This window comes from Kaistella haifensis DSM 19056 (genome assembly GCF_000735695.2).
Classification (GTDB): Bacteria; Bacteroidota; Bacteroidia; order Flavobacteriales; family Weeksellaceae; genus Kaistella; species Kaistella haifensis.
This window is the reverse complement of sequence record NZ_JASZ02000017.1, coordinates 23,599-36,056: the sequence shown is the minus strand read 5'-3', so window position 1 is coordinate 36,056 and position 12,458 is coordinate 23,599. Positions and strand designations below refer to the sequence as shown.

At 37.3% G+C, this 12,458-nt stretch carries 13 protein-coding genes; 2 read left to right on the top strand and 11 right to left on the bottom strand.

Translation table 11 applies throughout. From position 1 onward, the window contains the following. Positions 1-21: 21 nt before the first annotated feature. The 11 genes from AP75_RS08640 to AP75_RS08590 all read right to left on the bottom strand — a co-directional run bounded on the left by AP75_RS08640 (position 22) and on the right by AP75_RS08590 (position 11,046). Positions 22-714, bottom strand: a complete 693-nt coding sequence (locus tag AP75_RS08640) for an OmpA family protein (protein ID WP_088264310.1) — start codon at positions 712-714, stop codon at positions 22-24. 18 nt (positions 715-732) lie between these two features. After that, complete coding sequence (locus tag AP75_RS08635; protein ID WP_031501894.1) at positions 733-1,212, bottom strand: lipocalin family protein; 480 nt, start codon at positions 1,210-1,212, stop codon at positions 733-735. Between the two features lie 107 nt (positions 1,213-1,319). Next, complete coding sequence (locus tag AP75_RS08630; protein ID WP_088264308.1) at positions 1,320-3,023, bottom strand: S8 family serine peptidase; 1,704 nt, start codon at positions 3,021-3,023, stop codon at positions 1,320-1,322. Positions 3,024-3,032: 9 nt separating this feature from the next. Then, positions 3,033-3,644, bottom strand: coding sequence for a WbqC family protein (locus AP75_RS08625; RefSeq protein ID WP_031501891.1), 612 nt, complete (start codon positions 3,642-3,644; stop codon positions 3,033-3,035). Positions 3,645-3,776: 132 nt separating this feature from the next. Beyond that, the gene (lepB, locus tag AP75_RS08620) at positions 3,777-5,429 is read right to left on the bottom strand and encodes a signal peptidase I (RefSeq protein WP_088264306.1); all 1,653 of its coding nucleotides are present in this window, start codon (positions 5,427-5,429) and stop codon (positions 3,777-3,779) included. A 72-nt stretch (positions 5,430-5,501) separates the two neighbouring features. Then, positions 5,502-6,203, bottom strand: coding sequence for a 4-hydroxy-tetrahydrodipicolinate reductase (gene dapB / locus AP75_RS08615; RefSeq protein WP_031503479.1), 702 nt, complete (start codon positions 6,201-6,203; stop codon positions 5,502-5,504). A 31-nt stretch (positions 6,204-6,234) separates the two neighbouring features. After that, entirely contained in the window at positions 6,235-6,864 is a 630-nt protein-coding gene (locus AP75_RS08610) for a DUF5683 domain-containing protein (protein ID WP_031503476.1), read from the bottom strand. Beyond that, positions 6,861-7,751, bottom strand: coding sequence for a ParB/RepB/Spo0J family partition protein (locus AP75_RS08605; protein ID WP_031503474.1), 891 nt, complete (start codon positions 7,749-7,751; stop codon positions 6,861-6,863). The genes AP75_RS08610 and AP75_RS08605 overlap by 4 nt, the downstream gene beginning before the upstream one ends. 39 nt (positions 7,752-7,790) lie before the next feature. After that, positions 7,791-8,564: a ParA family protein gene (locus AP75_RS08600; protein WP_031503473.1), complete on the bottom strand. Its 774-nt coding sequence runs from the start codon at positions 8,562-8,564 to the stop codon at positions 7,791-7,793. Between the two features lie 170 nt (positions 8,565-8,734). Then, a complete protein-coding gene (locus AP75_RS08595; RefSeq protein ID WP_088264304.1) occupies positions 8,735-9,547 on the bottom strand; it encodes an energy transducer TonB in 813 nt (270 codons plus the stop codon). Between the two features lie 212 nt (positions 9,548-9,759). Continuing rightward, positions 9,760-11,046 carry an adenylosuccinate synthase gene (locus tag AP75_RS08590; RefSeq protein ID WP_088264302.1) on the bottom strand — a complete coding sequence of 429 codons (1,287 nt, stop codon included), beginning with the start codon at positions 11,044-11,046 and terminating at the stop codon, positions 9,760-9,762. A gap of 160 nt (positions 11,047-11,206) precedes the next feature. On the opposite strand from AP75_RS08590, the gene AP75_RS08585 reads away from it, so the two are divergent. Then, entirely contained in the window at positions 11,207-11,761 is a 555-nt protein-coding gene (locus AP75_RS08585) for a phosphoribosyltransferase (RefSeq protein WP_031503471.1), read from the top strand. Between the two features lie 57 nt (positions 11,762-11,818). Then, on the top strand, positions 11,819-12,397 hold the full coding sequence (locus tag AP75_RS08580; RefSeq protein ID WP_031503469.1) for an adenylate kinase: 579 nt from the start codon (positions 11,819-11,821) through the stop codon (positions 12,395-12,397). Positions 12,398-12,458 lie beyond the last annotated feature (61 nt).

Genomic DNA, 12,458 nt, shown 5'->3' with positions numbered 1-12,458 from the left:
TATAATAAAAATGATTTGGTCTTATTGAGCGTTTTGAGCGTCTTTGATCATATTCTCATTTGCAGTAATTGCGAACTCTACTCTTCTGTTTTGAGCTCTACCTGCTTCAGTATCATTGCTTGCAATTGGTTCTTTTTCACCAACTCCCATGGTATGTATTCTGCTGGAAGCAATTCCTTTAGAAACTAAATAGGCTTTCACAGCTGCCGCTCTTCTATCGGAAAGAGAAAGGTTGTACTCGTCAGTACCTTTGCTGTCGGTATGTCCATAGATATTGATGTTGGTATCAGGATTGTTTTTCAACACTTCAGCCAATTTATCAAGGTTTGCCATCGCCGCGGAAGTCAAATTAGAAGAATCGAATCCGAAGTTAACCATATTTTCTTTCATGGTAACTTTAATTCCTTCACCCACTCTTTCTACTTCAGCACCTGGTAAAGTTTCCTTGATTTCTTTCGCTTGTTTATCCATGTTTCTACCGATAACGTTACCGGCAACACCACCAACGATTCCACCAAGAACTGCACCAGCAGGAGCATTTTTACCTTTACCGATGTTGTTTCCTAAAACACCTCCAATTACTGCACCAGCAGCGGTACCAATTACGGTTCCTTTTTGTTGGTTATTTGCGTTTTGAACTGATTCACAACTCGTTAACACCAATGAGGATGAAATGAATAAAGCTGCAATATTGGTTTTATTAAAAATATTCATAATTAAAAATTTATAAGGTTATTTCATGCCTGTTCTGGCAAAGTTATATACGATTCTTACATTTTCACCATTGGAAGGAATGTTTTGCTCTAAGCTAAAACCATCAGTAGTTTGGCTAATCAAATTTAAAGAGTAACCTTGGGTTACGGCTTTCGCTTTTGATCCTTCTAATAATTTTTTGAACTTGAATTCGTTTCCGTTCACTACTTCAAATTTAATTGGCTGAATAACACTTGGACAAGCACCACCACCGTTCAAAGTATAAGAACCGCTATAGTTATTCGGGATGAGTCTCCAGTGACTTCCAACGAAACATTGCGCATCAGCACCTTCGTCGAAAGGTCTTACTTTGAAATCCTTGTTGTAATCAACGCTGGTAATTTCCCAGTCGCCTTTCAATTTTAGGAAATCGCTTTTATTTGATTGAGCTGTTTTTGCGGTGGAACAAGAAACTGTGAATGCAGCTCCAATGATTCCGGCCAATAGTAAATTTTTCATAGTAATAAAATTATTTAAAATCAAATAACAAAAAACCGTGCCAAGTTCAAAAATTTGAATAAAAAAAGCCCGAAAAACATCGGGCTTTTTGATATTGTGTTGAAAATTTATTTACTTTTCACACGTTTTTTAATAGGCTTTTTCGCAACTGTTGATTTTGTTGGCGTTGCTTTGTAGAAGTTGGTATAGGCATATTCGGCAGCTTTACGCACATCGATTACGCCACCCGCTTCAGAAATTAAATCAAATCTATTGTTCGTATTCGAGTTAATCATTGCGTTGACCGAAGATTTATTGGATGTTTTCACCAAAGATTCGATGATTTGTTCCGGTTTCAAATTCGGCATGTACGCCAACAAAACAGATGCAGCTCCCGCTACCACCGGCGAAGCCATTGAAGTTCCTTGCAGATATTCGTATTTACCATCTGGTACGGTAGAATAAATTTTCTCGCCTGGCGCGAAAACATTCACCATTTTTTGGTTGTAATTGGAGAAATCTGCTCTCAAAAACTCATTATCGTTCGTTGATGCACCTACAACAATCATGTTGTTGATGAATGGTTTTGCATCGTTTACATCTTTAAAATTGGTAGGATAATAAACGTTTTCCGCAATGTTTTCATTCTCGTTTCCGGCAGCTTTTACTAATAAAACACCTTTATCTTGTGCATATTTGAAGGCATCCCAAACCGCAGCTTTACCTGGAGAAACAGGTTTACCGAAACTCATATTCAGGATTTTCGCTCCGTTGTCTACTGCGTATCTTATAGCATTGGCAACATCTTTATCACGCTCATCACCATTCGGAACGGCTCTTACGGTCATTATTTTTGCAACTTTATAACCTACACCGTGCTGAATCTCTTTGCCTTGCGGAAGTCCGGCAATAATTCCGGCAACGTGGGTTCCGTGTTTTGCATCGGGACCTTCGTAGTGGTTATTTCCGTATTTCCTTTCCGAATAATCGTCGTAGTTATCACCAACGATTTCCGCTCTTGGATCGAAATCCAAATTATATTGTTTAGTCGCTTGTGGACCATAATAATCCAAAGCTTCTTTCATTTGAGCATCCAAATATTTCTGAACTTCCGCAGGACTTTTTCCTTTAACAGCAGGATCCTGAGCAATTTGTCCCAAAACAGAAACTGCCATCGCTTGTTCCTGAGTAGAAGGTTTTATCGTAGAAACTACTTCTGGTGTTAGGTTTTTACCATTAAGCAAAGCAATCATACTCGGAATCATTTTCTGAATTCTGGAGTAAGTTTCATAACCTTGTTTTGCTTCAACGCTTTTTTTGGTAAAAATTTCTTTGGCTTTCATGTACATTGCAAATTCTTCCGGCATTTTCGCTTGATTTGCTTTATTGGTCGACGAATTTTCACCTTCAAATACTGGTTGATATTTTTTCACCACGCGGGTTACTTCCATATTATCTATGTCGATATCACCATTTTTACCACCGATAAAGTTCCAACCATAGATATCATCGATATAACCGTTATTATCATCATCTCTACCGTTATTTGGAACTTCATTTGGGTTTTTCCACATGTTTTTTACCAATCCCGGATGATCCACTTCTACACCGCTATCTAAAACGCCTACAACCACAGTTTTTGGTTTCAAGCCTTTTGATTCCAAATATTTATAAGCATTTTCGGTATTAACACCGTATACGTTGGATGAAGAAAAATCTTTGTGATACCAAGTCATTAAATCTTTGTCCTGCATCGGATCCAAAGTAGTGGTATTTTGGGCAAAAGAAGCAAAGCCTGTCAAAAAGCAGGCTGCAATAATAATTCTTTTCATAATTAAATATTATTTTGACTGAACATTTCTTAAATAGGTCAAACTTTCCGGTCCTTTGTTACAGATCAAATCCAAAATGGAGATATCTTTTTCGAAGCCAAGCTTGTCGGAAAAGGTTTGATAATATTCTTCCATTTCAAATTCCGATTCTTTTTTGGCAGAAAACTTATTTCTAAAATCCACATCAGCCGGAGTTTTCGTGAACTCTTCATTCAAAGAATATGCCTTTTCTGTTTTAAGAATTTTTTGGATAATTTGAAGCGCATTCAAATTAAATTGAAATAAAGATTGCGTTTCGAAAGTGAAAATCTGCGCTAATTGATCTTCATAAAACTCAAAATAAGGTGAACTTTGGTAAGCGTTCTTAATTGATTTCCAGTGGAGTTTTTGCCAATTTTCCCTTTGCGAAACTTCGATTTCATTGATTGTTATTTTTCCGTTATGCAAAACCGGAATAATCAAAGCCAATTTTCCGTTTGCCCCGTAAATTACGGTTCTGTTTCGGTAGGTTTGTTTCGGAAAATTTTCGAATTGCTCGAGCGTAACTTCGGCGTCGTGCAGCAAAAAGACAGAAAACCAAGAAATGGGAGGTAAGTAAAATAAGGGCAATAAAACTTTCATTCTGGATCGTACATAAAATAGGTTAACAAAACCAATAGCCCCGATTGCAGCGGCATCCTTTTTCTTTTTTTCTTAGAAAAAAGAAAAAGATACAGCGGAAAGCGGGAATCAGCTCCCAAAAAAAGAGGAAAATTAATCCACCTTTTCTTTTTTCTTGAAGAGTTTTGCGAAATAATCCCAACCGAAAAACAGCGCAAGAATAATCACGGCAACCCACCAATAGGAAGTTTTGTTGGCTTCACCGGTGTTGGTCGCTTTGAACATTCTGTCCCAGCGGATTTTTTTACCTTCTGGTTGATAGGATGAACTTTTATCTGCAAACAATCCTTCCACACTCATCCACGTAAACATCGGGCTTCCGACAATATTTTCTTCGGGAACGAAACCGAAAAATCGCGCATCCAAGGACGCATCGCGGTTGTCACCAATCATCATATAATAATCTTGCTGAATCGTGTATTGCGATGTTTCTTTACCGTTCACAAAGATTTTTCCGTTTTTATTTTCGAGTTTGTTATGCTCATATTCGGAGATTATCCACTGATATTCCGGTAAAGTTTCTTGATTTAAAGTTACGACATCGCCTTTTTTAGGAATTTTCAAAGGGCCATACCAATCCTGGTTCCATTTTTTGTTGATTGGGAAAATTGATTGTGCAGTATCGATGTTCTTGGTATAAGCATCTCTTGCAGCATTCACTTTATAGGAAACCGCTGCGGAATCTTTTGGCCAAATATGTTCTTTCAATTCGATAATTTGTGGCAGCTGCTTAATTTCTTTGGCGGTTTGATCCGTTAATCCCTGAAAATCATAAAGGTAGCCGGTTTCGGTTTGAATTTCCTGCACTGGAAGAAAACCATATTGCCTGTATAATGCAGGAATATCGAGTTGGCTTCCTGTAGTCGCGATGAATTTATGCTGTATTTGTTGGTCGCCTAAAATTGTTTCGGGTTTTCCGTTCACGAAAAGTCTTCCCGCTTTCATTTCGATAACATCTCCCGCAACAGCAACGCAACGTTTTACATAGGGATCTTTTCTATCAATCGCTGTATGAACAGAATCTCGAGGATAATTGAATACTACGATATCGTTTTTTTCAGGTTTGCTGAACTGGAAAATTCTGGAATAAGGTAATTTTACTGCGTCAACATAGGATTTCGGATCGTCTTTCGGGTTTCCTTTTTCACCAGTATCCATGATAGTTCCCTGCAAAAACGGAATTGCTAATGGACGCATCGGCATTCGGTAACCGTAACTCCATTTATTAACAAACAAGAAATCTCCGACAAGCAATGTTCTTTCCATAGATCCCGTAGGAATTCCAAAAGGTTGCGTAATAAAAACATGAACAATGGTTGCGAAAACCACGGCGAAAGTAACAGAACCCACGAAAGATTCTTTCTTTTTCTCATTTTTTTCTTCTTCGGTTAAATAAAGTTCGTCCTTTGCTTCAACTTCTGCATCTTTAGAATAATTCACAAAAGCCATATAAATAAAAGGAAGAACTACAGTAAGCAATTTCTGGGTGAAAGAACTTTTCCCGAAATGTTTCATTAAAAATAAATGAAAAACCGTCATCATAATCGGTCCTACAATTGGAAGATAGGCCATCGCAACCCACCATTTAGGGTGCTTGGTTTCTTTCTGAATGATAAAATAATTATAAAAAGGGACAAAAGCCAAAAGCGGATTGTAGCCCATTTTTTTGAAAAGCTTCCATGTAGAAATCCCCATCAATACGGAAAGAATGAGAACATAGACAGTATAAGTAAGAAAATAATTCATAATTTTTTTGCTTTTTGCTTTAGGATTGTTTTCTAGAGCAGTTTTTCATTAGTTTATTAATAGCAGAATTTGTTACAATCCCAAAACATCTTTCATAGAGAAGTTTCCGGTTTTTCCTTGAATCCATTCCGCGGCAATTACGGCTCCCAATGCAAATCCGTCTCGGCTGAAAGCGGTATGTTTAATTTCAATTTCGTCTACTTCGCTTCTATAGAAAACACTGTGAGTTCCCGGAACCTCATCTTCTCGTATCGCAACAATTCCCAGTTGGTTTTCTTTGGTTTCATCGAGTTTCCATGCATTAAATCTTTGATCATTTTTAATGATTCCTTCTGCCAAAGAAATTGCAGTTCCACTTGGTGCATCTTTTTTATGAGTGTGATGAATTTCTTCCAGCTGAACATGGTATTCCTTGAAGTTTTTCATTAAATCTGAAAGCTTTTCATTTAAAGCAAAAAACAAGTTCACGCCCAAACTGAAATTGGAACCATATAAGAAAGCAGTATTATTTTCGGAAGCAACTTTCTCGATTTCAGGTTTCTGATCGAGCCAACCGGTAGTTCCGCAAATCACAGGGACTTTGTTTTCGAGGCAACTTTTAATATTATTGAAAGCCACTTCAGGATTGGTAAATTCTATCGCAACATCCGGATTATTCAGATTTTCCTTTGTAGGAGTTTCGGTTAATCTTGCCACGATTTCATGACCTCTTTTTTCGGCAATATCGGCAATGATTTTGCCCATTTTTCCGTATCCAACAATCGCTATTTTCATAATATATTTTGCGTCAAAGCGCTTCTTTTATTTAAAAATTATAACTTAAACTTAATCCCGCTTTAGAATTTTGCTGACCAAATTCATCATAAATTACTGTGGGTTTCAAAGCCAAATCCGGATCTTTTCGGCCTTCATACAAATGCGCATCAACTACTGCATCGACAATATTCAGAACATACACCAAGCCGGTCACCGCGATTGCATAATCCCGTTGTCGCTTTGCACGATCCTGAACTCTTCCCAAAGCATCCGCCGTAATTCCCGGAATATCCGAAAATTCATGAGTTTGTCCGTTTAGCTGAGCGATAAACGCATCGCGATATCTGGTATATTGTTTTTGGTTCCAAAGAACAATTCCGACGCCGGTTCCAATTCCGCCCCAAACGATTGGGATTTTCCAGTATTTTTTGTTGTAATATTGTCCTAAACCAGGCAAAACTGCGGAGTAAAGACCAGCTTTTGTGGGATTGTACTTCACAATTTTGGGCGCTGCATTGGCTTCCTGAATATCGGTGAGCACATGAACATCTGATTCGGAAGTTTTGGTGGAAACGGAATCTGTAGGATAATTTTCAACACGAATCGTATCTTTCGGACTGACCTGTGCGAAAACTTTCATCGAAAACAACAGCATGAAAATTAGGGTAATTTTTTTCATTTATTAAAGTGTGAAAGGATACTTTGGAGCTCTTCTTCGTTTTTGAAATCGAGAACAATTTTTCCTTTTTTTCCGTTGGCGGAAGTTTTTATTTCAACTTTTACATCTAAGATATCGGCTAGATTTTTCTCCGCTTTCTTAAACTGATTCGGAACAGGAGCTTTTGGTTTTTTCTCCGCGGTAACAGGATTTTTCAACAAATTAGATTCCTGCTCAGCTTGTCTTACACTTAAATTATTTTTAATGATTCTATTGAAAAGTTCCTGCTGTTTCTGTGGATCATCCAAACTGATAATCGCTCTACCATGACCTGCAGAAATTTCCCCACTTCGAATGGAATTCTGAACATCCGGATCCAATCTCAACAAACGAATCGAGTTGGTAATGGTACTTCTTTCCTTTCCTACTCGTTGGCTCAGATTTTCCTGCGTCATCCCGATTTCTTCCAGTAAACGCTGATAAGTAAGGGCGATCTCAATGGCATCCAGATCTTCACGCTGAATATTTTCTACCAAAGCCATTTCGAGCAACTCCTGATCATTAACCAATCGAATATAAGCTGGAATAGTATCTAAACCTGCGATTTTACTTGCACGAAAACGTCGTTCACCGGAAATAATTTCAAATTTATCGCCATCTTTTCGAAGCGTAATCGGCTGAATTACTCCTAAATTTTTAATCGACTGCGCGAGATCGTTCAGGGCTTTTTCATCAAAATAAGTCCGTGGCTGTGTAGCATTGGCATAAATATCCTCCAGCGAAACTTCTACGATATTTCCTACAAATTTATCTGCACCTTCGTCGGTTGCGGAGTTTACGGTAGCTTTGGATTCGGCACTTAAAATAGCTCCCAAACCACGTCCCATTGCTCTTTTCTTGTCTTTCATTCGGTATAAATGATGATTGATGTTTAACTTAAAATCGGCTTAGTTCTTTACTAAACTATCGTTTTTCAAAAGTACTTCTTCGGCCAATTGAAGGTACTGAATCGCTCCTTTGCTTTCTGCATCGTAATTCAAAATACTTTCACCAAAACTTGGCGCTTCACTCAAACGCACGTTTCTGCTGATAATGGTTTCGAAAACCATTTCCGGAAAATGTGAATTAACCTCTTCCACTACTTGATTGGAAAGTCTTAATCTGGAATCGTACATCGTTAAAAGCAATCCTTCAATATCGAGTTCTTTATTGTGAATTTTCTGTACGTTTTTGATGGTGTTGAGAAGTTTTCCCAAACCTTCCAAAGCGAAATACTCGCACTGGATCGGGATAATCACCGAATCTGCTGCAGTTAAGGCATTAATGGTAATCAGCCCCAAACTCGGTGCACAATCGATGATGATATAGTCGTAATCATCTCTGATGGATTTTAGCGCTTCTTTCAGCATATATTCGCGTTTTTCGCGATCTACCAGTTCTATTTCAGCAGCTACCAAATCAATATGAGAAGGGATGATATCTAAATTGGGCGAAGCTGTTTTTTGGATACATTTTTCGGCATCCGCGCTGTGTTCCAAGAGGTTGTATGTCGAAAAGTTCGCCTCATCAATTCCTAAGCCTGAGGTTGCATTTGCTTGTGGATCAGCATCAATCAATAAGATTTTCTTTTCTAAAACACCCAATGCAGCTGCTAGATTAACGGCGGTAGTAGTTTTTCCTACTCCACCTTTCTGATTTGCAACACCTATAACTTTAGCCATTATTTAAATTTTAATCTTCAAAAATACACTTTTTTCTGATTTTTAGATGATTGTTAATAACTCTGTTTAAGTTAAAATATTGTTAATTAGCCGTTTATGCACGAAAAAAATTATCCACAAAAGCATAGTTTTTGTGGATAAGTGGTTTGGATATTTATTTGTTGAATATTTTATTCAAATTGCATTGAAATTGGAAATTTGAAATAGCTTCTTACATTTTCGCCATTCAATTTTGCAGGGGTCCATTTTCCTTTGATGCTTCGAATGGTTTGTTCCGCTTCTTTATTGAATTGAGAATTATCACCATTAGCTTTTATGTTTGAAATTGTTCCGTCTTTTTCAACGATGAAAGTAACAACAGTTTTCATCAAATCTCCGCTTCCTTCAAAATTCCCGGTATCGAAATTCCCAACGACTTTGTTTCTGAAAGCATCAATTCCTCCGTTAAATTTTGCTTCTACATCAACCGTTGTCACCGGATTATTGTCTACTATTTTCGGCGAAACAACCGCTGGAGTTTTCACCACCGGAATTTCAATTTGCGGCGGACTAACTACAGAAACCGGCGGATTATCCAAACTTGTAGTAACTCCCGGAACCGCATCTGCAATATCTTGTTTGGTCACAGGTTTTGGCTCAATCGCATTTCTGGTAGGAGTTGCTACGCGGGAATCATAGGTGTTCACTTTTGGCGGAACGATTGGTTTTACGATTTCCGGTTTCTTTTCCGGAGCTTGATCAACAGGTTTTAAAATATGTCCAGATGGAGTCGGAGCTGTAACCACTGTTTTTGTTGAAAATGAATTAATCAACAAAGGCGTTAAAGCCATCGCGGCAAACAATGCAACACCGATTAGCAAAGATTTTTGTAAAATCTCACCTTCTTGATTTCTCAATACATACGCACCATAATTTTTGTTGCGGTTTTCGAATAATATTTCATTGAAACGATTATCCTGTTCAGATTTGAATAGATTTTTCATCACCTAAAAAGTTTTAAAATTAAACATCAATTTATAAGTTCAACACCAATAACTTATAATCAATAAAAACATATCAAATAATACACCAATTGTTTAATTAATCTCAATGAATATTATTTAAATCATAGTAATATGAAAATTTAAACCTGAAATACACAAAAAAAAAGCTGCCGGAAATTACCGACAACTTTTGTATAATTGTTTAAAGAACTTTAGAACAATTCTTTTCGAATGATATTTTGGCTTCTTTCCGGGCCTACGGAAACCAAATACACATTAATTCCTAAATAATTTTCGATAAACTCGATGTATTTTTTTGCATTTGCAGGCAATTCATCGTAACTTCTTACTTTGGTAATATCTTCTGTCCAACCTTCTAGCTCTTCATAAATTGGTTCGTAGTTATAAAGTTTAGTGGTTGATGAAGTGAAATAATCGATGATTTTCCCATCTTCGGTTTTATATTGTGTTGCGATTTTCAAAGTAGGAATTCCGGAAAGCACGTCGAGTTTGGTGATCACAAGATTATTAATTCCATTGATCATCGTAGCATGCTTCAGCGAAACCAAATCGAGCCATCCGGTCCTTCTTGGTCTTCCGGTTGTCGCACCAAATTCGAATCCCGTTTGTCTTATTTTTTCGCCCAATTCATTATCAAGTTCTGTTGGGAAAGGTCCTTCGCCGACTCTTGTTGTGTATGCTTTTGCCACACCGATAAGGTTTTGAAGACTTGTTGGCGGTACTCCCGCTCCAGAACAAACTCCTCCGGTAGTAGGCGAAGACGAAGTTACATAAGGATAAGTTCCGAAATCGATATCCAACATCGCAGCTTGCGCACCTTCGAAAAGGATATTTTTTCCGTCGTGAATGGCTTGGTTTAGCTCCACCTCTGTATCGACGATTCTGTCTTTTAATTTTTGACCTAATTCAAGGAATTCATTGTAAATGTCATCAAATTCCAAAGTTGGTTTATCAAAATATTTTTCAAAAAGTGAATTTTTTATTTTAAGATTTTTCTTAATTTTTTCAGCTAAAACCTCAGGATTCAAAAGATCCACCATGCGGATTCCGACTCTGGCAATTTTGTCTTCGTAGCAAGGTCCGATTCCTTTTTTTGTAGTTCCAATATGAGTTCCGCCCGCTTCTTCTTCCCGATAGGTATCGAGAAGAATATGATAAGGCATAATCACATGAGCTCTTCGGCTGATAAAAACATGATCTGTTTTCATGCCTTTTTCTTCAATTTGCCCGATTTCTTTCAAGAAAGCTTTTGGATTCACCACTACTCCGTTTGCAATAATACATTTTCCTTTGCATTGCAAAACACCAGATGGAAGCAAATGCAAAACAAATTTCTCATCACCAACATACACGGTGTGTCCAGCATTGTCGCCGCCTTGAAAGCGTACCACATAGTCCGATTTGGCCGATAAAACATCTGTGATTTTCCCTTTGCCTTCATCTCCGTACTGAAGACCAACCACTACATAAGTTGACATATTTACTTTATTTTTAGATTTCCACAAAAATAGATTTAATAAAAGATTTGCGCAAAGGTTTAGGAAAGAAATCGCATTTTTGATTTATAAAAATGTTTAAAAATTTTAATTTAAAAAAATTATTTAAAAAAACCTTAAATTTGCATATTGTAAATAATCTATGGAATCTATTCAAATTCACGACAAAACCTTTGTTCCTTATTTAAAGGATGCAGAAATCCAAGAAATCGTAAAAGCTACCGCGCTAAAAATCTATGAAGACTACAAAGACGAAACCCCAGTATTTGTGGGCGTTTTGAATGGAGTTATCATGTTTTTTTCCGATTTACTGAAACATTATCCAGGGAAATGCGAAATCGCTTTTATCCAAATGAGTTCCTACGCAGGAACCCAATCGACAGGGATTGTTTACCAAAAAATGGAATTAACGAAAGATATCAAAGACCGACACATTATTTTGGTTGAAGATATCGTGGATACCGGAAACACTGTAGAAAGTCTTTTTCAATATTTCACCGAAACACAGCGACCAAAATCTGTAAAATTAGCTTCATTCCTATTGAAACCGGATGTTTACAAGAAAGAATTCAAATTGGATTATATCGGAAAAGAAATTCCGAATAAATTTGTTTTAGGCTACGGATTGGATTACGACGAACTTGGCAGAAACTTGAAAGATTTATACCAGCTTGAAGAAGGCCGAATCAATGAATAACTTTCTTAAAAATAGACGAGAAAATAAATCTAAATCTTCAAATACAAATCTAATAAAATGATAAACATCGTTCTCTTCGGTCCTCCAGGAAGCGGAAAAGGTACACAGGCGCAAAACCTGATTAAAAAATTCAACCTTAAGCAAATTTCTACCGGCGATTTGTTCCGTTACAACGTTAAAAACGGTACTGAACTTGGCCAATTGGCAAAATCATACATCGACAAAGGCGAACTCGTTCCCGATCAGGTAACCACAGAAATGCTGAAAGATGAAGTGAAAAAACCAACCGAAACCAACGGATTTATTTTCGACGGATATCCAAGAACAGCCAACCAAGCCGAAGCTTTAGAAACTATCGTAAAAGAAATTTTGAATGATGATATTTCGATCTGCCTTTCCCTAGTTGTAGATGATGAAATTTTGGTAGAACGATTACTGAAAAGAGGCGAAACCAGCGGAAGGACCGATGATTCCAACGAAGATATCATCCGAGCAAGAATTAAAGAATATTACGCGAAAACCGCAGAAGTTGCCGAATTATACAAAAAACAAGGCAAATATGTGGAAGTAAATGGAGTCGGAGCCGTCGATGAAATTTCCGAAAAACTCTTCGCGGAGGTAGAAAAAATAAAATAGATGAAAGCAGGGAAAGGTTTTTTTAAGAAAAATCTTTACTCAATCATCTTTCAGAACATAT

Coding starts and splice junctions, on each gene's coding strand:
- AP75_RS08640 (WP_088264310.1), bottom strand. CDS start 714: ATGAATATTTTTAATAAAACCAATATTGCAGCTTTATTCATTTCATCC.
- AP75_RS08635 (WP_031501894.1), bottom strand. CDS start 1,212: ATGAAAAATTTACTATTGGCCGGAATCATTGGAGCTGCATTCACAGTT.
- AP75_RS08630 (WP_088264308.1), bottom strand. CDS start 3,023: ATGAAAAGAATTATTATTGCAGCCTGCTTTTTGACAGGCTTTGCTTCT.
- AP75_RS08625 (WP_031501891.1), bottom strand. CDS start 3,644: ATGAAAGTTTTATTGCCCTTATTTTACTTACCTCCCATTTCTTGGTTT.
- lepB (WP_088264306.1), bottom strand. CDS start 5,429: ATGAATTATTTTCTTACTTATACTGTCTATGTTCTCATTCTTTCCGTA.
- dapB (WP_031503479.1), bottom strand. CDS start 6,203: ATGAAAATAGCGATTGTTGGATACGGAAAAATGGGCAAAATCATTGCC.
- AP75_RS08610 (WP_031503476.1), bottom strand. CDS start 6,864: ATGAAAAAAATTACCCTAATTTTCATGCTGTTGTTTTCGATGAAAGTT.
- AP75_RS08605 (WP_031503474.1), bottom strand. CDS start 7,751: ATGAAAGACAAGAAAAGAGCAATGGGACGTGGTTTGGGAGCTATTTTA.
- AP75_RS08600 (WP_031503473.1), bottom strand. CDS start 8,564: ATGGCTAAAGTTATAGGTGTTGCAAATCAGAAAGGTGGAGTAGGAAAA.
- AP75_RS08595 (WP_088264304.1), bottom strand. CDS start 9,547: ATGAAAAATCTATTCAAATCTGAACAGGATAATCGTTTCAATGAAATA.
- AP75_RS08590 (WP_088264302.1), bottom strand. CDS start 11,046: ATGTCAACTTATGTAGTGGTTGGTCTTCAGTACGGAGATGAAGGCAAA.
- AP75_RS08585 (WP_031503471.1), top strand. CDS start 11,207: ATGGAATCTATTCAAATTCACGACAAAACCTTTGTTCCTTATTTAAAG.
- AP75_RS08580 (WP_031503469.1), top strand. CDS start 11,819: ATGATAAACATCGTTCTCTTCGGTCCTCCAGGAAGCGGAAAAGGTACA.